The sequence below is a fragment of the Enterobacter sp. ECC-175 genome, assembly GCF_043968675.1.
Taxonomy (GTDB): Bacteria; Pseudomonadota; Gammaproteobacteria; order Enterobacterales; family Enterobacteriaceae; genus Enterobacter.
Window position 1 is genome coordinate 89,535 of sequence record NZ_CP143776.1, and the last position, 23,686, is coordinate 113,220.

At 55.5% G+C, this 23,686-nt stretch carries 22 protein-coding genes; 8 read left to right on the top strand and 14 right to left on the bottom strand.

The genetic code is table 11. The features are described 5' to 3' along the window. Positions 1–8: 8 nt before the first annotated feature. From V1599_RS00440 to zapE, 6 genes are all read right to left on the bottom strand, one after another. A complete protein-coding gene (locus V1599_RS00440) occupies positions 9–713 on the bottom strand; it encodes a fimbria/pilus chaperone family protein (protein WP_297116764.1) in 705 nt (234 codons plus the stop codon). Between the two features lie 759 nt (positions 714–1,472). Continuing rightward, positions 1,473–1,973 carry a ClpXP protease specificity-enhancing factor gene (gene sspB / locus V1599_RS00445; protein WP_297116768.1) on the bottom strand — a complete coding sequence of 167 codons (501 nt, stop codon included), beginning with the start codon at positions 1,971–1,973 and terminating at the stop codon, positions 1,473–1,475. A 5-nt stretch (positions 1,974–1,978) separates the two neighbouring features. After that, the gene (gene sspA, locus V1599_RS00450; protein ID WP_003860438.1) at positions 1,979–2,617 is read right to left on the bottom strand and encodes a stringent starvation protein SspA; all 639 of its coding nucleotides are present in this window, start codon (positions 2,615–2,617) and stop codon (positions 1,979–1,981) included. A gap of 306 nt (positions 2,618–2,923) precedes the next feature. Then, positions 2,924–3,316, bottom strand: coding sequence for a 30S ribosomal protein S9 (gene rpsI, locus V1599_RS00455; protein ID WP_003025138.1), 393 nt, complete (start codon positions 3,314–3,316; stop codon positions 2,924–2,926). A 15-nt stretch (positions 3,317–3,331) separates the two neighbouring features. Then, positions 3,332–3,760: a 50S ribosomal protein L13 gene (gene rplM / locus V1599_RS00460; RefSeq protein ID WP_003860434.1), complete on the bottom strand. Its 429-nt coding sequence runs from the start codon at positions 3,758–3,760 to the stop codon at positions 3,332–3,334. Between the two features lie 290 nt (positions 3,761–4,050). Further along, entirely contained in the window at positions 4,051–5,175 is a 1,125-nt protein-coding gene (zapE, locus tag V1599_RS00465) for a cell division protein ZapE (RefSeq protein WP_297116788.1), read from the bottom strand. Between the two features lie 189 nt (positions 5,176–5,364). Here zapE and zapG point away from each other — a divergent pair, with 189 nt between their 5' ends. The 3 genes from zapG (at position 5,365) to degS (ending at position 8,462) form a co-directional block, all read left to right on the top strand. Further along, the gene (zapG, locus tag V1599_RS00470; protein WP_112013128.1) at positions 5,365–5,763 is read left to right on the top strand and encodes a Z-ring associated protein ZapG; all 399 of its coding nucleotides are present in this window, start codon (positions 5,365–5,367) and stop codon (positions 5,761–5,763) included. Between the two features lie 171 nt (positions 5,764–5,934). Beyond that, a complete protein-coding gene (degQ, locus tag V1599_RS00475; protein WP_112013127.1) occupies positions 5,935–7,302 on the top strand; it encodes a serine endoprotease DegQ in 1,368 nt (455 codons plus the stop codon). Positions 7,303–7,394: 92 nt separating this feature from the next. Continuing rightward, entirely contained in the window at positions 7,395–8,462 is a 1,068-nt protein-coding gene (gene degS / locus V1599_RS00480; RefSeq protein WP_297116798.1) for an outer membrane-stress sensor serine endopeptidase DegS, read from the top strand. A 55-nt stretch (positions 8,463–8,517) separates the two neighbouring features. Here the strand turns inward: degS and mdh are convergent, their stop codons facing one another. Continuing rightward, positions 8,518–9,456 (bottom strand): malate dehydrogenase, encoded by a 939-nt coding sequence (gene mdh / locus V1599_RS00485; RefSeq protein ID WP_112013125.1) that lies wholly within the window; start codon positions 9,454–9,456, stop codon positions 8,518–8,520. 396 nt (positions 9,457–9,852) lie between these two features. On the opposite strand from mdh, the gene argR reads away from it, so the two are divergent. The 3 genes from argR (at position 9,853) to yhcN (V1599_RS00500) (ending at position 11,337) form a co-directional block, all read left to right on the top strand. Further along, positions 9,853–10,323, top strand: coding sequence for a transcriptional regulator ArgR (gene argR / locus V1599_RS00490; RefSeq protein WP_014171847.1), 471 nt, complete (start codon positions 9,853–9,855; stop codon positions 10,321–10,323). A gap of 376 nt (positions 10,324–10,699) precedes the next feature. Then, on the top strand, positions 10,700–10,963 hold the full coding sequence (gene yhcN, locus V1599_RS00495; RefSeq protein ID WP_112013124.1) for a peroxide/acid stress response protein YhcN: 264 nt from the start codon (positions 10,700–10,702) through the stop codon (positions 10,961–10,963). A 107-nt stretch (positions 10,964–11,070) separates the two neighbouring features. After that, positions 11,071–11,337 (top strand): peroxide/acid stress response protein YhcN, encoded by a 267-nt coding sequence (gene yhcN, locus V1599_RS00500; RefSeq protein ID WP_112013123.1) that lies wholly within the window; start codon positions 11,071–11,073, stop codon positions 11,335–11,337. 62 nt (positions 11,338–11,399) lie between these two features. On the opposite strand, the gene V1599_RS00505 is transcribed toward yhcN (V1599_RS00500), so the two are convergent. From V1599_RS00505 to aaeX, 5 genes are all read right to left on the bottom strand, one after another. Next, entirely contained in the window at positions 11,400–11,672 is a 273-nt protein-coding gene (locus V1599_RS00505; protein WP_112013122.1) for a barstar family protein, read from the bottom strand. 24 nt (positions 11,673–11,696) lie between these two features. Next, positions 11,697–13,151, bottom strand: a complete 1,455-nt coding sequence (locus V1599_RS00510; protein WP_395300869.1) for an NAD-dependent succinate-semialdehyde dehydrogenase — start codon at positions 13,149–13,151, stop codon at positions 11,697–11,699. 85 nt (positions 13,152–13,236) lie between these two features. Beyond that, positions 13,237–15,204, bottom strand: a complete 1,968-nt coding sequence (aaeB, locus tag V1599_RS00515; protein ID WP_112013120.1) for a p-hydroxybenzoic acid efflux pump subunit AaeB — start codon at positions 15,202–15,204, stop codon at positions 13,237–13,239. 5 nt (positions 15,205–15,209) lie between these two features. After that, entirely contained in the window at positions 15,210–16,142 is a 933-nt protein-coding gene (gene aaeA, locus V1599_RS00520) for a p-hydroxybenzoic acid efflux pump subunit AaeA (RefSeq protein WP_112013131.1), read from the bottom strand. Between the two features lie 7 nt (positions 16,143–16,149). Next, complete coding sequence (gene aaeX / locus V1599_RS00525; RefSeq protein ID WP_003860416.1) at positions 16,150–16,353, bottom strand: p-hydroxybenzoic acid efflux pump operon protein AaeX; 204 nt, start codon at positions 16,351–16,353, stop codon at positions 16,150–16,152. A gap of 178 nt (positions 16,354–16,531) precedes the next feature. Here aaeX and aaeR point away from each other — a divergent pair, with 178 nt between their 5' ends. Both aaeR and V1599_RS00535 read left to right on the top strand, forming a co-directional pair. Continuing rightward, positions 16,532–17,458: an HTH-type transcriptional activator AaeR gene (gene aaeR / locus V1599_RS00530; RefSeq protein ID WP_112013119.1), complete on the top strand. Its 927-nt coding sequence runs from the start codon at positions 16,532–16,534 to the stop codon at positions 17,456–17,458. A 221-nt stretch (positions 17,459–17,679) separates the two neighbouring features. Continuing rightward, positions 17,680–18,294, top strand: coding sequence for a YagU family protein (locus tag V1599_RS00535; RefSeq protein ID WP_297116824.1), 615 nt, complete (start codon positions 17,680–17,682; stop codon positions 18,292–18,294). A gap of 49 nt (positions 18,295–18,343) precedes the next feature. Here the strand turns inward: V1599_RS00535 and tldD are convergent, their stop codons facing one another. Both tldD and yhdP read right to left on the bottom strand, forming a co-directional pair. After that, complete coding sequence (tldD, locus tag V1599_RS00540) at positions 18,344–19,789, bottom strand: metalloprotease TldD (RefSeq protein ID WP_112013117.1); 1,446 nt, start codon at positions 19,787–19,789, stop codon at positions 18,344–18,346. Between the two features lie 83 nt (positions 19,790–19,872). Continuing rightward, entirely contained in the window at positions 19,873–23,670 is a 3,798-nt protein-coding gene (gene yhdP / locus V1599_RS00545) for an AsmA2 domain-containing protein YhdP (protein WP_395300870.1), read from the bottom strand. Positions 23,671–23,686 lie beyond the last annotated feature (16 nt).

The following is a 23,686-nucleotide window of genomic DNA, read 5'->3' on the forward strand; positions in this document are numbered from 1 at the left end:
TTCCCTATTTATTTATTTAAATCCGTTGTAAAACTTGGTACTTCAACCCCATAGCGGCTAGCCGGGAAGAATTGCACTTTGTTGTCGCTATTTGCCGCTTTATCTAACGTGGCGGTGAGCGTTTCACCAGGCAGGATGTAGGTTTTAGAAAGCTTACCAACCGCGCCCGATGGCTTGGTCACCATTTTTTGCGCCAGACGAACAACGTATTTACTCGGGTTATTAACCTTTAATGAAGTGCCGTTAACACTCCATTTCAACTCTTTCCAGGCATCGGTGACCACTTCCAGGGACTTAGGCCGGATGAGCACAGGAAGATCCTGACGCAGGTTAATACCAATTTTGACCTTGTTGTCACTACTCTTCGGCGGAATACCTTCGAAGGTCACGCGCTTATAGTGTTCAACGCTCAGAGGCTCTTTTGTCTGCAATATGAAACGCAGCTGCTGAGTTTGACCCGGTTCCAGACGAACAACAGGCTGAGTGACAATTACTTTCACCCCCTTGTCATTCGGAAGATCCACAACGTTGGTGTAAAGAAGTGAAGGAAAACTATCGGTATTTTTAACGTTAATGGTTCCACTGTGCGTTGCTTCATCAATAACGAGCAGACTGGTCTCAGGGACCATACCGCCAGCATGCGCAGTAAATTGCACTGAGAATAACGCAGCAGTAATAAATGTTTTCAATAATACATTTTTAAAGCATGACATATGAGTAAATCCTTAGAAGCCTATTACATTACATTCCATGTTCATCGTGCTGTTAAAAAAGGAATAAACACGTTATGCATTTATCCCCTGGATTTATTTAACTCACGTTACTTTGAAAAAGATTGCTGGTACTTCAGACTGAGGCTCTTCTCACCTTTCAACTTTACGACCGATTAACAGTCTTTCAACAGATCACGCTTTATGACCCAACGGTTAACGGTTATAACTGATAAAGTAGCTGAATTATTTGTACCGTATGTCACCCTGCCACGCTGCTTGGTTCTGGGGTGAATGCTGCGTTATTCAATAGACATTCGACTTTCAGCGCTGCGGTGTCTGCAGCAACCGCGAAAGTAACACAGAGAGGCAAAGCCGTGGCAAGTAAACCTTTTTCACGTGTTAATCCTTAACATATGCGAAAATTTTGTTGGCGGAAATGCACCACATTTATGTGACGCCCTTTACCACCAGCACTCATAATATTGCTTTAATAAATATATGCAATTTAGCTTTATTAATAACTGAATTAAGGATTACTCATAAGATACATTAAGGCTATAAAATTAGAACTTTCAATGAAAAAGAAGGATTATAATATTCGCTGTATTAATAATTTTTGCTTTAAATTTTTTTATATCAATGCTTACCGAGTCGAAACTTATCATCAGCATCTATAACATAATAAAAACACCGCCAGGCTATGATGCAAAAAAAACCAGCCAGTTATTGTTAACTGGCTGGTTTATAAGAAGCATTAATCTATTTAACGACGCGTAGAGCGGGTCGCCCACCACGTGGCGGCGGGGGATCGTCATCCGGATCGTTGTCATCGGCATGGTCCGGTTTATCACCGTCGATAATGGACATCACCGTTTCACTTTCGTTTTCAGACGAACCGTCTTCATCGTTCAGGCTGGCAACATCTTCATCATAAGCCGTTTCCGGCTCGAACATGGTGCCCGCACCGTTTTCACGCGCATAGATAGCCAGTACGGCTGCCAGCGGCACGGAAACCACGCGTGGTACACCGCCAAAGCGCGCATTGAAGCGCACTTCGTCGTTCGCCAGCTCAAGGTTGCCCACCGCACGCGGGGCGATATTCAGTACAATCTGGCCGTCGCGCGCGTATTCCATAGGAACCTGGACCCCCGGCAACGTCACATCCACAACCAGGTGCGGCGTGAGCTGGTTATCCAGCAGCCATTCATAGAAGGCGCGCAGCAGATACGGACGGCGTGGTGAAAGTTGTGACATTTCCACAGTCATTAGCCTCGGCCGAGACGCATTTCACGTTCCGGTTCAGTTAAAGATGCCAGGAAGGAGTCGCGTTCGAATACGCGAGTCATGTAGCCTTTCAGCTCTTTCGCGCCCGGGCCGCTGAACTCTACGCCCAGGGTTGGCAGACGCCACAGCAGCGGTGCCAGGTAGCAATCTACCAGGCTGAACTCGTCGCTCAGGAAGAAAGGCTTCTGGCCAAACACCGGCGCGATGGCCAGCAGCTCTTCACGAAGTTGCTTACGCGCGGCGTCCGCTTCGGAAGATGAACCGTTTACGATCACGTTCATCAGCGAATACCAGTCTTTCTCGATACGCTGCATGTACAGGCGGCTTTCACCACGCGCAACAGGGTAAACAGGCATCAGCGGCGGATGCGGGAAACGCTCATCCAGGTATTCCATAATGATACGGGATTCCCACAGGGTCAGCTCGCGATCCACCAGCGTCGGTACGCTTTGGCTCGGGTTGAGATCGATCAGATCCTGAGGCGGGTTATCCTTTTCCACATGCTCGATCTCAAAACTGACACCCTTCTCGGCCAGCACGATACGAACCTGATGGCTATAAATGTCAGTAGGACCAGAAAACAGCGTCATTACCGAACGTTTGTTGGCAGCGACAGCCATGAAAACCTCCAGGTATATTCAGAATTTACTGCTACTGGCCCTTCGGGGCCAGCCAGATGAAATATCGCCCATCCCAGAGAAAACACATTGTTCAAGAATCGAACAAAAATCGAGTATTCACCGATATTTGGGCAGAAAATTGGATGATAGTTTACCAGATTTTGATGGGTTTGTGGTGAGGGGATTCTGGAAATGTGGAAAAAGAGAAGATATATGGAATAGTTTTGTGGATAACCTGCGCATTATCCATAAAAAAACCCGCCGAAGCGGGTTTTTCGCCAATCGTTCTGCGTGAGCAGAAAAAGATTAACGTTTGGAGAACTGAGGACGACGACGTGCTTTACGCAGGCCGACTTTCTTACGTTCAACCTGACGAGCATCACGGGTAACGAAGCCAGCTTTACGCAGTTCGCCACGCAGGGACTCGTCGTACTCCATCAGAGCGCGGGTGATACCGTGACGGATCGCACCTGCCTGACCGGAGATACCACCACCTTTAACAGTGATGTACAGATCCAGTTTTTCTACCATATCAACCAGTTCCAGCGGCTGGCGAACTACCATGCGGGCAGTTTCACGACCGAAGTACTGTTCCAGAGAACGTTGGTTGATTACGATTTTACCGCTGCCCGGTTTGATGAACACGCGAGCTGCGGAACTTTTGCGGCGACCAGTGCCGTAGTATTGATTTTCAGCCATTGCCTATAATCCCGATTAGATGTCAAGAACTTGCGGTTGCTGTGCCGCGTGGTTGTGCTCATTGCCTGCGTAAACTTTCAGTTTACGGAACATAGCACGACCCAGCGGGCCTTTTGGCAGCATGCCTTTAACCGCGATTTCAATCACACGCTCAGGACGGCGAGCAATCATCTCTTCAAAGGTCGCTTCTTTGATACCACCGATGTGGCCGGTGTGATGGTAGTACATTTTGTCAGTACGCTTGTTGCCGGTAACAGCAACTTTGTCTGCGTTCAGAACGATGATGTAGTCACCAGTATCAACGTGCGGAGTGTATTCCGCTTTATGCTTACCGCGCAGGCGACGAGCCAGTTCAGTAGCCAGACGGCCCAGAGTTTTACCGGTCGCGTCAACAACATACCAGTCGCGTTGTACGGTTTCTGGTTTAGCTGTAAAAGTTTTCATTAAAAGCTTACCCAAATAAATAAGTTACACGTTGGTGAACACCCAAACGTTTAGTCAGTTGAGGTTCACACGACAAAGTCCGGCAAACCTACCCCTTCGAATAGCTAATGCCGACACATAGAAAGTTTCGGGAAAAAAACCTTCTCGTAACGTGGGGTCGCAAGATTATAGAGAAGTTGAGGTCAAAGATCGACCCTTAAATGTGATTTGGAATGGGTTTTTCGGGGGTGGGTATTGTGCGGTCTGGTGCCCTCACCCCCAGCCCCTCTCCCACGAGGAGAGGATGGCATTTACGGCATATGCTCCAGCTTCAGGTATTCCTCGCTCTGCATCTCCTGCAGGCGCGACAGGCAGCGCTGGAACTCAAACTTCAGCCGCTCGCCCTGGTAGATCTCATATAAAGGGACTTCCGCACTCACCACCAGCTTGACGTGACGCTCGTAGAACTCATCCACCAGCGCAATGAAGCGGCGGGCTTCGCTCTCCATGAGCTTCGTCATTACGGGCACGTCAAACAGCAGCACCGTATGGAAGAGGCGCGATAGCGCAATGTAATCATGCTGGCTGCGGGCGTCTACGCACAGCGTGGCAAAAGAAACGGCCAGCGTTTGATTCTCCACGCCCAGCGTTTGCAGCGGACGGTGGTTAATCTCCAGCACGGGCGCGTTTTCGCGCTTAGCGCCCGCCAGCGCCAGCCAAAGCTTATCCATCTGCGCGGTGGTCTGTACGTTCAGCGGTGAAAGCCACAGGTGCGCCTGGGTGAGCGTGCGAAGACGATAATCGACGCCCGCGTCCACGTTCATGATGTCGCAGTGCTGCTTGATGGCGTCGATTGCAGGCAGGAAGCGCGCCCGCTGTAAGCCGTTGCGGTATAGCTCATCCGGCGGGATATTTGAGGTTGCCACAAGCGTAATGCCACGCGCGAACAAGGCTTTCATCAGGCCGCCGAGCAGCATCGCGTCGGTAATATCAGAGACAAAAAATTCGTCGAAACAGAGCACGTCCGTTTCCGCTTTAAACCTGTCGGCAACAATCTCCAGCGGATCGCTTGTTCCCTGCAGTGCCGTCAGCTCTTCGTGGACGCGCAGCATAAAACGATGAAAGTGCAGGCGTTGTTTACGCGCTCCCGGCAGGCTTTGGTAGAACATGTCCATCAGCCAGGTTTTACCGCGTCCGACGCCGCCCCACATGTATAAGCCGCGAACCGGGGCATTTCCCTGCGGTTCTTTCTTGCCGAGCAGCCGACCGAACGCGGCCTTCAGCCCACCGCCCTGCGCGGCTTCTGCGGGTTTGGCGGTGAGTTCCTGATAAAGGGTATCCAGACGATTAACCGCTTCGCGCTGAACGTCATCCGGCTGGTGTGAGCCCTCGTTCAGGGCGTGTTGGTATCGCGATGCGGGGGACAGGCTTTGCATAATCTTATTGTTATTCCTTCAATTAAACCTCACCAGCGGGCGTGACTGATGAAAAAAAGGCCGTTCTACACTACGCGATGATACGTCAGGATTCCACTTCTGCGGAAATAGCGGTTATAGTGGCATTATCAGGCACAGGCAGGAGCCGAGCCAACACCCTACGGAATCACAAGACAACGGGAGAAGTTCATGACCTGGGAATATGCGCTAATCGGTTTAGTGGTCGGCATTATCATTGGTGCCGTGGCCATGCGTTTCGGTAATCGCAAATTGCGTCAGCAGCAGTCATTACAGTACGAACTGGAAAAAAACAAAGCTGAACTGGAAGAGTATCGTGAAGAGCTGGTCAGCCACTTTGCCCGTAGCGCCGAGCTGCTGGACAACATGGCGACGGATTACCGTCAGCTGTATCAGCACATGGCGAAAAGCTCCAGCAGCCTGCTGCCAGAGATGACGGCGGAAACCAACCCGTTCCGTAACCGCCTGGCTGACTCGGAGGCCAGCAACGATCAGGCTCCTGTACAGATGCCGCGCGACTATTCCGACGGCGCGTCCGGCCTGCTGCGCGGTGGCGCAAAACGCGATTAATCGCACAACCTGAATAAATTTTACGGGCGCATCTATTGCGCCCGTCCTTTCTTCCCGTCCCCAGCTATTATTTAGTCAAACACCTCATTGTTCACCGGTTGAAAATTCAATAACATCAAGATGTTTTTGGGGCCATTCTTCTTTCATTCCAGGTTACGAGAGTCCGCATCGATGAAGAAAAAAAACCAGCTGTTAAGCGCGTTAGCGTTAAGTGTCGGGTTATCTCTCTCGGCGTCCTTCCCTGCTTCAGCGGCGCTGCCCTCGCAGGTCCCTGGACAGGCCGCTATTCCAAGCCTCGCGCCGATGCTGGAGAAAGTGCTGCCTGCCGTGGTGAGCGTGAAGGTAGAAGGCACGGCGCAGCAAAGCCAGCGCGTGCCGGAAGAGCTGAAGAAGTATTTCGGTGATGAGTCTCCGGATCCGCAGGCGCAGCCTTTCGAGGGGCTGGGGTCTGGGGTCATTATTGATGCGGCCAAAGGCTATATCCTGACGAACAACCACGTCATCAGCCAGGCGGATAAAATTAGCGTCCAGCTTAATGACGGACGGGAATTTGACGCGAAGCTGATTGGCGGCGATGACCAGAGCGACATCGCGCTGCTGCAGGTGCAAAACCCAAGCAAGCTGACCCAGATTGCCATCGCGGACTCCGACACGCTGCGCGTGGGCGATTTCGCCGTCGCGGTCGGTAACCCGTTCGGTTTAGGCCAGACCGCCACCTCCGGCATTGTCTCCGCGCTGGGCCGCAGCGGCCTGAACCTGGAAGGGCTGGAAAACTTTATTCAGACCGATGCGTCAATCAACCGCGGCAACTCCGGCGGCGCGCTGCTCAACCTGAACGGCGAGCTGATCGGTATTAACACCGCCATTCTCGCGCCCGGCGGCGGCAGCATCGGCATTGGCTTCGCCATCCCCAGCAATATGGCCAAAACCCTCTCTGCGCAGCTCATCCAGTTTGGCGAGGTGAAGCGCGGGCTGCTCGGCATCAAAGGGATGGAAATGAGCGCCGACATCGCCAAAGCCTTTAACGTCAACGTGCAGCGTGGGGCGTTTGTTAGCGAAGTGCTGCCGAACTCCGGCTCGGCAAAAGCCGGCGTGAAGTCGGGCGATGTGATCGTCAGCCTGAACGGCAAACCGCTCAGCAGCTTCGCCGAGCTGCGTTCGCGTATTGCCACCACGGAGCCGGGCGCCAAAGTGAAGCTTGGCCTGATTCGCGACGGCAAGCCGCTGGACGTTGAGGTCACGCTGGATAAGAGCACCTCTTCCTCAGCGAGCGCCGAGCTGATCGCACCGGCGCTGCAGGGAGCGACGCTCAGCGACGGGCAGCTTAAGGATGGCACTAAGGGCATCCGCGTCGATACCGTTGAAAAAAGTAGCCCCGCCGCGCAGGCCGGCCTGCACCAGGAAGACGTTATTATTGGCGTGAACCGCACCCGCGTGCAGTCTATCGCGGAAATGCGCAAGGTGGTGGAAAGCAAACCGGCGGTCATTGCGCTGCAGATAATCCGCGGCAAAGACACGCTCTACATTTTACTGCGTTAAGCATTTGCGACGCCGGACATCACCGCTTCGTGTGATGTCCGGATAACTCATGCTATGCTGCAAACCGTTCCTTTATTTACGATACGCGCATCATGCTTTTAAAGCTCTTTCGTTCTGTAGCCATCGGTTTGATCGTCGCTGGCCTGCTTCTGGTGGTTGTACCGTCATTACGGCAGTTTAATAAGCTGTCGGCACCGCAGTTTGACAGTGCGGATGAAACGCCAGCGACCTATAATCAGGCGGTTCGCCGCGCCGCGCCTGCAGTGGTAAACGTCTATAACCGCGGGCTGAACAGCTCGGCCCATAACCAGCTGGAAATCCGCACGCTCGGCTCCGGCGTGATTATGGACGATCGCGGCTATATCATTACCAATAAGCACGTGATCAATGATGCCGACCAGATTATCGTCGCACTGCAGGACGGCCGCGTATTTGAGGCCCTGCTGGTCGGCTCGGACAGCCTGACCGACCTGGCGGTACTCAAAATTAACGCCACGGGCGGCCTGCCGACCATTCCGATTAACCGCAAGCGCACGCCGCATATCGGCGACGTGGTGCTGGCAATCGGCAACCCTTATAACCTCGGGCAAACCATTACCCAGGGGATCATCAGCGCCACCGGGCGCATCGGCCTGAACCCATCGGGTCGCCAGAACTTCCTGCAAACCGATGCGTCAATCAACCACGGTAACTCCGGCGGCGCGCTGGTGAACTCGCTGGGCGAGCTGATGGGCATTAATACCCTCTCCTTCGATAAGAGCAACGACGGCGAAACGCCGGAAGGTATCGGCTTCGCTATTCCGTTCCAGCTGGCGACCAAAATCATGGATAAGCTTATCCGCGATGGCCGCGTGATCCGTGGCTATATCGGTATCGGCGGCCGTGAGATTGCGCCAATGCATACCCAGGGCGGCGGCATCGATCAGATTCAGGGAATTGTGGTAAACGAGGTAGCGCCGGGCGGGCCAGCGGCGAACGCAGGCATTCAGGTGAACGATGTGATCCTGTCCGTGAACGGTGTGCCGGCGGTGTCGGCGCTGGAGACCATGGACCAGGTGGCGGAAATTCGCCCTGGCTCCATTATTCCTGTTGAAGTCATGCGTAATGATAAGAAGGTGACCATACAGGTCACGATTCAGGAATACCCGGCCACCAGCTGATAAGCATAAAAAAACGGAGCGACAAGCTCCGTTTTTTTTGCCGGGAAAGTGCGTTTTACTTGTTAACGAACTCTTCGCCCAGGGTGATATCTTTCTTCAGCGTATCGAGCATGCCTTCCATCGCGTTTTGCTCAAACGCGCTCAGCGTGCCAATAGATTTACGCTCTTCGATACCGTTTTTACCCAGCAGCAGCGGCTGAGAGAAGAAGCGCGCGTGCTCGCCGTCGCCTTCTACATAGGCGCATTCAACAACGCCCTTCTCGCCCTGCAGCGCACGGACCAGAGAAAGACCAAAACGAGCTGCCGCCTGGCCCATAGACAGGGTTGCAGAACCGCCACCTGCCTTCGCTTCCACCACTTCGGTGCCCGCGTTTTGAATACGTTTGGTCAGGTCAGCCACTTCCTGCTCGGTGAAGTTCACGCCCGGGATCTGCGACAGCAGAGGCAGGATCGTCACGCCAGAGTGACCGCCGATGACCGGCACTTCAACTTCCGTTGGCAGTTTGCCTTTCAGCTCGGCAACGAAGGTGTTGGAGCGGATGATATCCAGCGTGGTCACGCCGAACAGCTTGTTCTTGTCGTAAACACCGGCTTTCTTCAGCACTTCTGCCGCGATAGCCACGGTGGTGTTCACCGGGTTAGTGATGATGCCTACGCAGGCTTTCGGGCAGGTTTCCGCAATCTGCTGCACCAGGTTTTTCACAATGCCCGCGTTGACGTTAAACAGGTCTGAACGGTCCATGCCGGGCTTACGCGCAACGCCTGCGGAGATCAGCACCACGTCAGCACCCTGCAGTGCAGGACGCGCATCTTCACCGGAGAAGCCTTTGATTTTCACAGCTGTTGGGATGTGGCTCAGATCAACCGCCACGCCTGGGGTAACCGGAGCAATATCGTACAGGGAGAGTTCTGAGCCTGAAGGCAGTTGGGTTTTCAGTAGTAGGGCAAGCGCCTGGCCGATACCACCAGCAGCGCCGAGGACTGCGACTTTCATCCTAAACTCCTTATTATGGTTAACTTAAGTATCTGTAAATCCGTTGCGGCGACCATAATTCAGCAGGTAAATAATTACAATTTTCGTAGCTAAAGAATTTGAGGTCGCGCGTCTTTCACCTTCGCCAGAAGACTATCGGGCTTCGGCAGCAACGTATTAAGAGGGGGTTACAATACACCCTGCTACGCCACCAAAACAACATCATTTTGATAACATTTAATTTACTTTTAAGCTTATTTTCGCAGCGTGAGCCAGGCATGTTTTCTGATAACGAAATCTGATAAAATCTCTCCCTTTCATAACATTATTTCAGCCTAAGCGCTGGCAGATAATTTGCATAAAAATTCATCCACATGCATAATAATGTTGTTTCTTTCGTCATATTCCGGGTGACTTATGCGAAGCTCGTCTAAGCAAGAAGATTTAGTAAAGGCGTTTAAAGCGCTGCTCAAAGAAGAGATATTCAGTTCTCAGGGAGAAATCGTTCAGGCGTTACAGGAACAAGGATTCGATAACATTAACCAGTCGAAAGTCTCCCGCATGTTAACCAAGTTTGGCGCGGTACGTACCCGCAACGCCAAAATGGAGATGGTCTATTGCCTGCCTGCGGAGCTTGGCGTGCCGACCACCTCCAGCCCGCTGAAAAATCTGGTGCTGGATATCGACTACAACGATGCCGTTGTCGTGATCCATACCAGCCCCGGCGCCGCGCAGCTGATTGCACGCATGCTGGACTCGCTGGGCAAACCGAAAGGCATTCTCGGCACGATTGCCGGTGACGATACGATCTTCACCACGCCAGCCAACGGTTTCTCAGTAAAAGATCTCTACGAAGCAATTCTGGACCTGTTCGAACAGGAACTCTGATTGCCCTCCCCGCGGCGCCCTGCTGCGGGGATTGTTCTACTCCACCCTCATTTCCCCCTGTTTTATCTCGCCTCTGCCTTTAACAAATAGTGCTTTTTACTGGCCATTAACATTCATTTGGTGAATACCAAATCAAAAAAAAGCACAAAAAATCAAAGTATGTTATCTCTATGATTTTCTTATATATCAATCATTGAATTGTTCAAATAACGCGCATTTTAATTCCAATAGGTTATAAAAACCTCACGCATTAAAACGTGGCACCCTACGAAACAATTAGTCTGGTATTAATTTTTAGCGTTACTAGTGTATACTTGATTTTGTGATGAGGGTCACGAAACAAGACCCCACAAAAAATTCGACGAGGTAAAGAATCATGAAAATCAAAACAACTGTAGCAGCTCTGAGCGTCCTGTCCGTCCTGTCATTCGGTGCTTTCGCCGCTGATGCAATCAACGCCGATCAGGCACAGTCCCGCGAGGCTATCGGCACCGTTTCCGTAGGCGCTGTTGGAACATCTCCGATGGACATGCGTGAAATGCTGAACAAAAAAGCGGAGGAGCAAGGCGCTTCATCCTATCGCATCATTGAAGCGCGCTCCGGCGACCACTGGCATGCCACCGCAGAGCTGTACAAATAAGTTTTTGTAATACCTAAGACATCGTTCTCCACTCAGCGGCACCAGGCATAAAAAAAGCGGTTTAACCCTTCTAGCCGTTGAGGAAACCCTATTCAGGAGTAAAGACTATGAACATGAAATCGATTATCGCAACCCTTGGTTTAGCTTCCGTAATTTCATTTGGCGCGAGCGCGGCCGTACAGCAGGTTAATGCTGAACAGGCGCAAACTCTGCAGCCGATGGGCAGCGTCTCCGTGACCTCCATCACCGGCTCCCCAATGGATATTCGTCAGGAACTCGCCGCGAAAGCGGAAAAAGCCGGGGCAAGCAGCTATCGCGTTACCGAACTGAACCAGGGCGATCACTGGCACGCGACGGCACAACTGTATAAATAAACCCTCGTCGTATCTCATCATACGACTTGCCCCTGAGCTTCCCGGTTCAGGGGCTTTTTTATTTAGTGGCGCGCGTTAAAGCGTAACTGTCCCTCCAGCTCCTCTTCCGCTTCATCAAACAGCAAAACCAGCGCGCCGAAGCGTCTGCGCAGCTTATCCGGCAGATGGATAAACTCGATCTCCAGCGGTAACGGCAATTGACTTCCGGTGACAACATCCCAGAGCGTATCCAGATTGGTGACGCTTTCCCGATCCAGGTTAAAGGCCCGGATAAATTCGCGATAGAAGTCTTCCTGACTGTCGATTTCATCAAAATCAAACGTATAAATTTTCATTGCCAGCTACCCCGTCTATATCCGTCATAATCCCCCGATATGCAGGGTCTTCACTTCAAGGAACTCTTCCAGACCGAGTACGGATCCCTCGCGACCCAGACCGGACTCTTTCACCCCGCCGAAGGGACCTAATTCCGTTGAGACCGCACACTCGTTAATGCCGATCATGCCGCTCTCTATCGCCTGCGACACGCGGAACACGCGGGACAGATTCTGGGTATAGAAGTAGGCCGCCAGTCCGTACGGCGTATTGTTGGCTCGCATGATCACCTCATCTTCAGAAGTGAAGCGGAAGCAGGCGGCTACCGGACCAAAGGTCTCTTCCTCGGCGAGCTTCATCCCTTCGTGACAATCGCCCAGCACGGTTGGCGACCAGAAGTTTCCGCCGAGCGCGTGCGGCTTCCCGCCCGCCAGCACGGTCGCGCCTTTGGCCACCGCGTCTTCGACGTGCTCTTTCACCTTTTTCACCGCCGAAGGCTCAATCAGCGGCCCAACCACCACGCCCTCCTCCAGGCCGTTACCCACCTTCAGCGCGTTCACCGCATCGGCCAGCTGGTTCACAAATTTGTCGTATACCGTTTCCTGGATATAGAAGCGGTTCACGCTGGCGCACACCTGCCCGGCATTGCGGAACTTATTGGCAATCGCCCCTTTGACGGCGGCATCAATATCCGCATCCTCAAAGACGATATAGGGCGCGTTGCCGCCCAGTTCCATCGATACTTTCTTCATCGTTTCGGCGGCGTTGCGCATCAGCGTTTTCCCCACCGCCGTGGAGCCGGTGAACGAAATTTTCCGCACGTCATGGCTGGCCATTATCGCATCGCTGATCTCAGACGTGTTGCCTGCCACGGCGTTGAGAACGCCGTCCGGTACGCCAGCCTGCTTCGCCAGGACGAGCAGCGCAAAGGCGCTGAGCGGAGTATTGTTTGCCGGTTTAATCACGCCCGTACAGCCGGCGGCCAGCGCGGGCCCCAGCTTGCGGGTCAGCATCGCCATCGGGAAGTTCCAGGGAGTAATGGCCGCCACCACGCCAACGGGTTCGCGGGTCGCCAGAATGCGCGAGCCGGGCTTGACCGGGGGAATAATTTCGCCGTTTGCGCGCTTGGCCTGCTCGGCAAACCACTGAATGAAGCTGGCGGCATACTCGACTTCGCCTTCCGCTTCTTTAAGCGGCTTGCCCTGCTCGGTGGTCATAAGCCGCCCGAGCCAGCTTTTGTTTTCAATAATCAGCTCGTACCAGCGGTAAAGAATGGCCGAGCGCTCCTTGGCGGTTTTTGCGCGCCAGGCCGGGAAGGCTTTGGTTGCTGCGGCAATCGCCTCCTCGGTTTCGGCTTTGCCCGCCTTCGCGACTTTCGTTATCACCTCGCCCGTCGCCGGATTAAGCACGTCGAAGGTGGTATCAAGCGTTTTCCAGATGCCGTTAACGAAATATCCATTCTGAAAAAGAATTGAGTCCTGAAGAGCCTGGGTAGTCATGTGTCCTCCCTTCCTGATGTAAGAGCCTGCTCAGATAAGTATAGCCATAAAAAAACCGACGCTTTTGGCGTCGGTTTTTGGCTTGTCAGCTCTCGGTAAGGGCACTTTGATAGCGATGGAGCATCAGCACCAGCCGATCTACCGGCTCGGTAACCTGCCTGGGCGCTTCCCACATCCGCAGTTTTTCCTGATAAATATCGAGCTCTTCCAGCAGCTGCTTAAAGTAGCGGCGTCGCTTGTCGTCGCTGGAGGCGGACAAGACATGGTCGGCCGTGCGGCGCAGCTGGCGGTGGAACGACGACAGATCGTCATTGATCGGCACCGGCGCGTTGCGCAAGCGCTGGTGCGCAATGATCATGGTCAGCGCCAGGCGGAACTTGGCAATGTCGCCCGGAAATTTGTTGAGCAGTAAAAACAGCTGCTGGTACAGCGCGGGCAGATGGTTCTCTTTGCGCCGCGCGGTATTGGTGGTCATGGACGATACGGCAGCAGAAACGAACTGGTTCAGCAGCACGCGGCCGGTCCGCGCCTGCGAGTTATCGCGCACCAGCAGAATCACCATCATCGCCAGGAAGCAGCCCACCAGCTGGCCCAGCGCGCTGTCGAGGAACTGGCTGAAGTGAAACGTCATCGGATTGTCCAGCACGAGAATATTGATGGTGCTCGCCAGCGCCCCGAGCGATCCCAGGCGGCGTTTTTGCACTTCAATACCGATGAAGAACGCCATCACCGCGAGGCTAATGCAGAGCAGCAGCATGCTCTGCTGGGTTGACGGCAGGATCACCAGGAAATAGAGGGCCCCGATCGGCAGCGCGGCTATCGTCCCATACAGAAAATCAATGGCGACCATACGCGGATTCGGCAGGCGCATTGCCAGCGAGGTCACGACGGCGATCATCACCATCGCGCCGCTGCCGGACGTCCAGCCGGTCCAGAGCCAGAACAGCGTGCCGAGCATACAGGCCAGCGTGGTGCGCCAGAAGTTGACCATCGCATGGTGGCGCTCGGCCGACTCCGCTTTGATCACCACTTCGCCCTGCAGGACTTCCTCTTCTGCAGCACTGATTTTGGCATTGCCTATCACGCCGCGCTTGAGCAGCAGGTAACGCGTCGCGGCGCCCACCCAGGTGTAGATCGTCACAGGCGTGTCGCGCTCGCCCGTCCAGGCAATCACCCGGCGCATGCGCTTAAGCTGCCTGTGTACGTCCTGCACCGTTTCGACCGGCTCTTCAAAAAGCTCGCGGAAGGTGTCCGTAACCGCTTCAGGCCGCGTGTTTTGGATCAGGTAGGTTTCGCACGCCTGGGTGATGAGCGTTAAGGCAACGGTGTTAATCGCCTTAAGACGGCGATTGGCGCGCGTCCAGCGAGAGGACTCCATATTCAGGTTGCTGCGCATCCCTTCCAGCGCCTGCGTGCGGCGCACCAGCCCGCTCCAGGCCTTATCCACCTCTTCGCTGTCACCGTGCTTAATGCACAGCTGCATCAGCTTATATTGGTCGACAATCATCGCATCGAGCTCGCGGTCGACTTCCTGCTTAATGGAGCGCGGCGAGAAGAGCAGATCCGCCACGATGGCGCAGACGATACCAATCACGATTTCGCTGCAGCGCTCGACGGCAAACTGCGGCGCGAGCAGCGGTTCAGCCTGAATGGTGATGATGATAATCAGCGCGGTATAGCCGGAAAGCCCCCAGGCGTAGGAGTTTTCCACTTTCACCAGCGAAGAGATCCAGGTACAGAAGCCCGCCCAGATGCAGCACACCATCAGCATCAGCAGCGGCGTGCGGATCATCAGAATAATAATGGTGAGCGCGGCGATACAGCCGATAAAGGTCCCGACGATACGCAGCATGCCGCGGTAGCGGATCGCGCCGGAATAGGGCTCTCCACCCGCGGCGAACGCCGGACCGGCCGCCACGATCGCGGCCGTCAGCACCGCCCAGCGAGGCGTTTCCAGCTGAAAATGAAAGCCGACGAACAGCGCCAGCACGATGGCGCACGCCAGCTTCACGGCAAAGCGCAGGTGCTGGCTGGCGATGGTGAAAATACCCATAGCGATTAACCAAACTCGCGCAGGCGGTGGGCGAGCTTACGGAAGAAGGAGTCCTGGCTGGCATCACGGTCTTTCTCACCGGTAATCACCACGGTCGCCGTTGTTCCCGCCGGCCACAGGTTACCCTGCTGTTCGTCGAGGTGAATACGCACCGGCACGCGCTGCGCCAGGCGCACCCACTCGAGATTGGAGTCGACCGTTGCCATCCCCTTGCTGTCGCTGCTGCTGCTGGAGTTAGTCACGCCAGCCGCTACGCTATCGACGGTGCCCTTAAAGACGCGGTTGCTGCCGAGCGGTGTAATTTCCGCGCGATAGCCCCGACGCACGCCTTCCAGCTTGGTTTCTTCCATATAGGCCAGCACGTAGAAGGAGTTCTGCTTCACCAGCGCCACGGCGGTGGAGCCGCGCGTAATGAACTCGCCGGCGTAGACGTTCAGGTTGGTCACCCAGCCGTCGGCCGGCGCGCGGATCACGGTGCGCTCCAGATCCAGCTTCGCCAGGTCGCGCGTGGCCTCGGCTTTCGCCAGCTGGTGCAGCACGGTTTGCAACACGTTGTTTGACTGGTCGATCTCTTCGCGGGACATCGCCTGTATGCCCAGGCGATTGCGGCGCCCGGCTTCACGGCGTTTTTCTGATGCCAGCGCCTGATAGTACGCCACGTCCGCATTCGCCTCCTCCAGGGCTTTCTGATAGCGGGGACGATCGATGGTAAACAGCACCTGGTCTTTTTTAACCAGCTGGTTATCGTGGACGTTGACGGCGGTGATAAGCCCGGCGACGTCGGGCGCTATCGCCACGACGTCCGCGCTGAAGCGCGCGTCGCGCGTCCATGGTGATTCGGTGTAATAAACCCAGGCGCGGAAAATCGCGATGAACGCGAGAATGACGAGCGCCATCGTGATGGCAGTGCGGGAGATTTTTCTTGTTAGCGTTTTCACATCAACCTCAAACAAACATGCGCGATATCAGGTAAAACAGGCAGCAATAGAGCGCGGTATTGAACAATGCAGGGTGCCAGACGAAATCGTAGATCCCGGTAGGGACCAGCACCTTGCGCACCAGCCAGAAGATCGCCAGTGATAAAAGCAGCTCGAAAAATATCGGTGGGAACGACAAACCGAACACCACGATAACGGGAAACAGACTCATGTTGACCTTGATTAGAGAGAGTGCAGGCTTCAGAATTTTTAAGCCTGCGCCACCGCGAAGGGGCAAGAAAGCCGGGCGAGAGTGGCGCAGCTATTATGTAATTAATAATATATTAACGTAACTGTTATGCTGTTATCTATAATATGTGATCTAAATCACTTTTAAGCCAGAGTGAACAATGGAACGTTTAAAACGCATGTCGGTGTTCGCCAAAGTGGTAGAACAGGGCTCATTTACCGCCGCCGCCAGGCAGCTGCAAATGAGCGTATCCTCCATCAGCCAGACGGTATCAAAGCTGGAAGATGAGCTTCAGGTCAAGCTGCTCAACCGCAGCACACGCAGCATCGGGCTGACGGAAGCCGGAAAAATTTACTATCAGGGCTGCCGCCGCATGCTGCATGAGGTGCAGGACGTTCACGAACAGCTTTACGCTTTTAACAACACGCCCATCGGCACCCTGCGCATCGGCTGTTCTTCAACTATGGCACAAAATGTTCTCGCCGCCATGACCGCCGAAATGCTGAAAGAGTATCCTGGCCTCACCGTCAATCTGGTCACGGGCATCCCCGCGCCGGACCTGATCGCCGACGGGCTGGACGTGGTGATCCGCGTGGGCGCCCTGCAGGATTCCAGCCTCTTCTCTCGCCGCCTGGGCAGCATGCCGATGGTGGTGTGCGCGTCCAAAAGCTATCTGGCGCAGTACGGCATTCCGGAGAAGCCCGCCGATTTGAGCAACCACTCGTGGCTGGAGTACAGCGTTCGCCCGGATAACGAGTTTGAGCTCATCGCCCCGGAAGGGCTTTCCACGAAGCTCCTGCCGGTAGGCCGGTTCGTCACGAACGATCCGATGACCATCTCCCGCTGGCTGGTCGCGGGCGCCGGGATCGCCTACGTGCCGCTGATGTGGGTGATAAACGAGATTAACAGCGGCGAGCTGGAGATCCTGTTCCCGCGTTACCAGTCCGATCCGCGCCCTGTCTACGCACTGTATACCGAAAAGGATAAGCTGCCGCTGAAGGTGCAGGTCTGCATTAACTATCTGACGGAATATTTTGTGGAGGTCGCGGAGTTGTTTCAGGGAATGCGGGGAAGAAGAAAAGAATAATCTCCGTAAATCCTCATCCGCTTCGATATTTTATTATAAATATATCCTGAATAACCGGAACGGTTATTCAGGCGAGCCTTCTGATTATCAAATTTGGCGAATTGACAGCCTGACGCGGTCACGACTATCGTATATTCATCTGATTAATCAGATGGTTAAATAGTTGTTAAAGAAATAACAAAATATGTTTTTCAGGATTCTGTTTATACAAGGAATAAAAAATGAATTTATTTGAACGAACTGCACCATCGCGCAGGCGCTACGGGCTCGCCGCGTTCATTGGCCTGATCGCCGGCGTTGTCTCTGCGTTTGTGAAATGGGGCGCTGAGGTCCCGCTTCCACCGCGCAGCCCCGCTGATTTATTTACCAGCGCCTGCGGCCCTGAGCAATTAATTCGTGCGGCAAGCCAAATCGACTGCTCGCGTAATTTCCTTAACCCGCCCTATATTTTCCTTCGCGACTGGCTGGGCGTTGTTGACCCTAACGCGGCCGTGTACACCTTTGCCGGGCATATATTCAACTGGGTTGGCGTGACGCATATTATTTTCTCTATCGTCTTCGCCGTAGGCTATTGCGTTGTGGCAGAAGTCTTCCCGAAAATTAAGCTCTGGCAGGGCCTGCTGGCCGGTGCATTAGCCCAGCTTTTCGTCCACATGATCTCCTTCCCGCTGATGGGGCTAACGCCACCGCTCTTTGAACTGCCGTGGTATGAGCACGTTTCCGAGATTGTCGGACATTTGATCTGGTTCTGGTCGATCGAGATTATTCGCCGCGATCTGCGCAACCGCATCACCCACGAGCCGGACCCAGAGATCCCGCTGGGAAGTGCACGCTAAAAAAAATGGCGCTACCCGAAGATAGCGCCATTTTTCATCACCGTTCCGGTCAGGCCGTGCCGCCCACCGTCAGGTTATCCACCTTCAGCGTCGGCTGACCGACGCCAACCGGCAGGCTCTGGCCCTCTTTACCGCAAACGCCCACGCCGTTGTCCAGCTTCAGATCGTTGCCGACCATGGAAATTTGCTGCATCGCTTCGATGCCGGAGCCAATCAGGGTTGCCCCTTTCACCGCTTTGGTGACTTTGCCCTTCTCAATCAGATAGGCCTCTGACGTGGAGAAGACAAACTTGCCGGAGGTGATGTCCACCTGGCCGCCGCCGAAGTTTGGCGCGAAGATACCGTAATCCACGGATTCGATAATCTCCTGAGGCGTCGATTGGCCCGGCAGCATATAGGTGTTGGTCATCCGCGGCATCGGCAGGTGCGCGTAGGATTCACGGCGGCCGTTGCCGGTTGGCGCAACGCCCATCAGGCGCGCGTTGAGCTTGTCCTGCATGTAGCCTTTCAGCACGCCGTTCTCAATCAGCACGTTATACTGGCCCGGCGTCCCTTCATCGTCGATGGAAATCGAGCCGCGGCGATCCTGCATGGTGCCATCATCCACCACCGTACAAAGCTCGGAGGAGACAAGCTGCCCCATCTGGCCGCTGAACACGGAGGTGCCGCGACGGTTGAAATCGCCTTCCAGACCGTGACCGACCGCTTCATGCAGCAGCACGCCCGGCCAGCCTGCGCCGAGCACCACCGGGAATGACCCCGCAGGCGCCGCAACCGCACCAAGATTCACCAGCGCCATGCGCACGGCTTCTTTTGCCCACGCGTCCGCGCGCGCTTCGCCGTCCACGTCGCCGAGGAACCAGTCGTAACCAAAACGACCGCCGCCGCCGCTTGAGCCGCGCTCGCGCTTGCCGTTGTCATCCACCTGTACGCTAATGGAAAGGCGCACCAGCGGGCGAACGTCGGCGGCCAGCGTGCCGTCGGTCGCGGCGACAAGAATCAGCTCATACACGCCGCTCAGGCTGGCGGACACTTCCTGCACGCGCTTGTCCGCGGCGCGGGCCACTTTGTCCACGCGGCGCAGGATATCGAGCTTCTCTTCCCGGCTCATGCTCTGCAGCGGATCGATGCTGGTATAAAGCGCGGAATGCTGGATCTCGCCTAGGGTTTTCACGCGGCCATCGCCCGCGTCACGCACAATGGTGCGCGCGGCCTGAGCGCTCTGCTCCAGCGCCGCAAGGCTAATTTGGTCCGCATAGGCAAAGCCGGTTTTCTCGCCGCTCACGGCGCGAACGCCGACGCCCTGGTCTATGTTGTAAGAACCGTCCTTGATGATGCTGTCTTCTAAAACCCAGGATTCGTGATAGCTCGACTGGAAATAGAGATCGCCGTAGTCGAGACGGCGTTCGGTCAGTTGACCAAGAATGGAGAACAGGTCCTGATGGCTCAGGCCGTTCGCTGCGAGCAAATGTTCACTTACCAGGTTCAGACTCATCGTATTGCTACTCGTTCGTTGCCGCTTGGGCGGTAAAAAATTCATATTTATTGAGAGTGAGGCAATTACCTGCCCACGTCAAATCATTGCTGTGCATCTTTGCGCGGCTGGCGCAGGACTTCATTAATCTGCGGCTTATCGACCGGGCCTGTGATGCGGTAGCGCAGAATGGAGACCTTGCTCCACAGCGGGCCCAGCACTTTACTGGCGGCAAACACCGCTGCGCCGACGATCGGGTTCACCACGAACGCCGCCGCCACGCCCACGCTGGCGGAAATTTCCGGCGCGACCACGGCCTCCATGTCCAGTTCGCGGCGCACGAGGTTCACCGAGCCCTTCATGGCGATATCCGCTTCCAGGCCATCCACCAGCGTGTCGTCGGTGTGCAGAACGCCGTCCTTGATCCACGCCGTGCTGCGGATGGAATCATAGTAGAAGCCTTCGCTGAAGGTATCGCTGAAGTCAAAGCGCAGCTTGCGCAGCAGCGCATCAAAACTCAGCAGGCGCAGGATCTGCCCGGCGCGCCCTGTGCTCACGTCGGCGATTTCGCCTTTGCCAAAGCGGGTTTTCAGAATGCCGTTGAGCGAGGCCTCATCCGGCTTCCACGGGGCGTCACGCCAGTGAAGATCGTAATCAACGTCAAACGACGAGCCGCGCAGCGGCGTGCTGATGCCAAAGAAGTTGGTTGCCGCATCCAACTTGTTGCCTTTAATGTCGCCCTTCAGCGAGGTGCGCTGCTGGCCGGGATTATTGACCCACTCGCCCTGCGCGGTCAGGCGGCCAAAACCGGTATCGATCAAGCCGCCGGCAAGGCTCAGCGTGTTGCCTTTGATCGTGAAATCGCCGTCAATCCGCCCGTATTTTTGCCCCCACAGCCAACACTCTGCGCAGCGCAGCTGGAGATCCGGCCAGCCGCTAAAATCAATCCGGGCGTTGTTCAACGGCGCGGCGCTCGCTGCGGCATCAGCCGTCGTGGCGGACGTCGGGTTGTAATAGAGATAGCGGATTGCCGCCTGCCACGGCGCGTTATCGCGCAGGGTGAGCGTTCCGTTAATTTCCCGACCCTGGGCCTCGACTTTGGAACCGTTCGCCGTGGGCTGCGAAACCAGGCTCAGGTTGTTCCACTTCTGTCCTCCCAGCGTCAGGGCCGGCGTGCGGACGGTGATCGTCTGCGGGAACGCCGCAGCCTGGTCAACGTTCTGCCCCACGCCCTTCTGGAAGAGGGCCAGCCATTCGGCCCCGTCCATCGGCGGAAGGTTCAGCTCAATGCCCGACTTATCCGGCAGCGGCGGCGTGGTGCGGCTGTCGGTGGTCCAGATGGCTCTGTCGAGCGTCAGCTTGCGGCCAAGCAGCCAGCGGCTGTTGAAGTGGTTCGTCGCGCCGGCGCTGCCGGTCAATGCAAAGCTATTGAGGTTACCATCGACGTTGACCTTCACCGGCAGAGACTGCCCGGCACTTTTCTCCAGCGGCGCGGGCAGACTGCTGCTGATATTTTTCAGATCGCCCGTGATGTCGACGTTATAGCGTGCGCCTGCGTGATAGGGCAGCTCGATAGCCACCTTGCCATTCCATGACACCGCGCCGCCAATCGCCGCTTCAATCGGCTTCGGCAATACGTCCATTTTGGCAGGCTGCCAGTTCGCGTCCATATTCACCGCGACCTGATAGGCCTTCTCGCCCTCGGTGGTCGTAAAATCGATATCGATCGGCTGGTTAAACCAGGTGGCCTTCAGCGGCTCGCTTTTCAGGTTACCGTTCACAAAGCTGAACTGGCCGCTGAGGTTTTTCAGGGTGCTTTCCAGCGGCTTAATATACAGGCTGTTGTTATTCAGACGGACATCGCCTTTGGCGGTGGTCATTTCGCCGTCCAGCGGAATGTCGAGATGTAAGCGAGCATTCACATCGCCATCCAACTGCAGCTGCTCAAGCGTGGCGGCCAGCGAGTCTTTTAGCGGCGTCTCTTCAAAGTACGGGCCAACGGCTTTGCCCGGGCCATTGATGTTTGCGTCAATCAGCAGCTTTTCTTTAGAGTAGTCTGGAATATTTGCCGTCAGGCCGCTGGCGGTAACCCCGCCCAGCGCAACGCTGTCGGCCTTCATCCACAGGCCGTCATTGATGAAGTTCAGCTCCATATCGAGGTTTTTGAGCGCGGGCCAGTCGGGCTGGAAGGCAAACGTGGCGTTGCGCAGCGGCACCAGCACCTGGAACTGGCCTTCGTTATGCTTGTAGGGGAAGAGGTGCGGATTGCCGCCGTACACCAGCGTGGCGTTGTCCGCCTGACCGCCCTGGATCGCGCCGCTCAGGTAGTCGACCAGCGCTTTGCCCATCAGGTTTTCCGGGAAATAGCGCCAGGCCTGGGAGCCATCGTCAGTGCTGATGCCGGCCAGAATGCCCAGCCACGGCTCTTCACCCTCAGGCTGCAAATAGCGGAAATCTCCGCGCGCATGTACCGCTTTGGCCTTCACATCGAGATGGCGTCCGTCGAGCTGGAAGCCCTTATCGTTTTTCAGCCAGTTCAGCACCGCGCGGCCTTTTTCGATTTCCAGCGGCGCGCGGAATACCGTTTCGTACGGCATTTTGGCGTCGGTCATTTCGGCCGTCAGCCTGCCATTTTCCACGCTCCCTTCGAGCTTGCCGCTAAAATGCTCGGCGCCGGGCAGGAGCTTCCACTGCTTCCAGGCCAAATTTTGCCAGGAGGCGAGGAAGCGGGTTTTTTCCGTCGCCTGAAGCGGGATATCCAGCCCAAGCGCGTCAATCTTCCCGGTCGGCTGCGTTGCCAGCCAGATATCGCCCAGCTCAGGCGAGATTTTGGCCGCCATGGAGCGCAGCCCTTCGATGGCGTTGAGGTCCAGGTTGCTGGCGCGGATGCGCAGCTCGTCGCTGCGCGTGTTGTTCTTCCCGCCTACGTCCTGTTCCGGCATCCAGGCGAGCGTTAACGCACCGCGCGGCCAGGGCTTACCGTCCATGCTGATGCGGGTGTCAGGAATGGCAAACTGCCAGCCCTCTTTCTGTTTGGTCACGTGGGCAGTGAGGTTATCAACGGAGAGCTGGTGCGGATTATTATCGCCTCTCCAGCTTGCGCCCCCCTGCTTGAGCCAGATGTCACCGCTGGCAAATTCACCGTTCGTCAGCGTCATCCAGCCCTCAAGGCTGAAGCGGGCGGTCTCTAACTGCATGTTTTTTTGCATCCAGTCGCCCAGCCACGGCTTCACGTCCACGTCGTCGGCCTGCAGCCACACTCTGCCGTTATTCAGCAGGCCGTTGTCATCACGCAGATCCATGCGCACCTGCATCACCCCGTGCTGACCGTTCAGGCTGGAGAGGTTGACCTGCCCCTCTGCGCGATGACGATCTTTGCCGTTAAGCCAGGTCAGCTGCGGGATCGCCAGCTCCGCCCGCTCGCCGGAGAGGGTAATAAAGCTGATTTCGCTGTCGCGCAGATCGAAGTGATCGAACTGGCGCAGGAAAAGATCGCTGATGCGGTTGGTTTCGAGATCCTGACCGTTATCACCGCCTTTTAGCGGCGTATTGGTCAGAAACTGGAGCTGATAAAAAGTGAGGTCGCGAAACTGCCAGCGCAGGTGCAGCAGGCTTTGCCAGACGTCCAGCGCCAGGGTAACGCGTTTAATTTTGAGGTGGCCGCCGTCTTTCAGGCTGGCGTTGATATCCCGCGCGTCGAGCGTCGGGCCGAAGGTTTGCCAGCTTGCGCTGATTTGGCTGACGTCCACCGGCACGCCGGTGGCGGATTCGATTTTTGCCAGCACCTGCGGACGCCAGCTGTCCAGATGCGGCAGAACGAGACGTAGCCCGCTTACGAGCAACGCGACGATAACGACGAGCGTTGCCCCTGTAAGCAATAAAATCCCCGGCAATCGCCTCACGCGTCTCTCCTTGTCA

Coding starts and splice junctions, on each gene's coding strand:
- V1599_RS00440 (WP_297116764.1), bottom strand. CDS start 713: ATGTCATGCTTTAAAAATGTATTATTGAAAACATTTATTACTGCTGCG.
- sspA (WP_003860438.1), bottom strand. CDS start 2,617: ATGGCTGTCGCTGCCAACAAACGTTCGGTAATGACGCTGTTTTCTGGT.
- rpsI (WP_003025138.1), bottom strand. CDS start 3,316: ATGGCTGAAAATCAATACTACGGCACTGGTCGCCGCAAAAGTTCCGCA.
- rplM (WP_003860434.1), bottom strand. CDS start 3,760: ATGAAAACTTTTACAGCTAAACCAGAAACCGTACAACGCGACTGGTAT.
- zapE (WP_297116788.1), bottom strand. CDS start 5,175: ATGCAAAGCCTGTCCCCCGCATCGCGATACCAACACGCCCTGAACGAG.
- zapG (WP_112013128.1), top strand. CDS start 5,365: ATGACCTGGGAATATGCGCTAATCGGTTTAGTGGTCGGCATTATCATT.
- degQ (WP_112013127.1), top strand. CDS start 5,935: ATGAAGAAAAAAAACCAGCTGTTAAGCGCGTTAGCGTTAAGTGTCGGG.
- degS (WP_297116798.1), top strand. CDS start 7,395: ATGCTTTTAAAGCTCTTTCGTTCTGTAGCCATCGGTTTGATCGTCGCT.
- mdh (WP_112013125.1), bottom strand. CDS start 9,456: ATGAAAGTCGCAGTCCTCGGCGCTGCTGGTGGTATCGGCCAGGCGCTT.
- argR (WP_014171847.1), top strand. CDS start 9,853: ATGCGAAGCTCGTCTAAGCAAGAAGATTTAGTAAAGGCGTTTAAAGCG.
- yhcN (WP_112013124.1), top strand. CDS start 10,700: ATGAAAATCAAAACAACTGTAGCAGCTCTGAGCGTCCTGTCCGTCCTG.
- yhcN (WP_112013123.1), top strand. CDS start 11,071: ATGAACATGAAATCGATTATCGCAACCCTTGGTTTAGCTTCCGTAATT.
- V1599_RS00505 (WP_112013122.1), bottom strand. CDS start 11,672: ATGAAAATTTATACGTTTGATTTTGATGAAATCGACAGTCAGGAAGAC.
- V1599_RS00510 (WP_395300869.1), bottom strand. CDS start 13,151: ATGACTACCCAGGCTCTTCAGGACTCAATTCTTTTTCAGAATGGATAT.
- aaeB (WP_112013120.1), bottom strand. CDS start 15,204: ATGGGTATTTTCACCATCGCCAGCCAGCACCTGCGCTTTGCCGTGAAG.
- aaeX (WP_003860416.1), bottom strand. CDS start 16,353: ATGAGTCTGTTTCCCGTTATCGTGGTGTTCGGTTTGTCGTTCCCACCG.
- aaeR (WP_112013119.1), top strand. CDS start 16,532: ATGGAACGTTTAAAACGCATGTCGGTGTTCGCCAAAGTGGTAGAACAG.
- V1599_RS00535 (WP_297116824.1), top strand. CDS start 17,680: ATGAATTTATTTGAACGAACTGCACCATCGCGCAGGCGCTACGGGCTC.
- tldD (WP_112013117.1), bottom strand. CDS start 19,789: ATGAGTCTGAACCTGGTAAGTGAACATTTGCTCGCAGCGAACGGCCTG.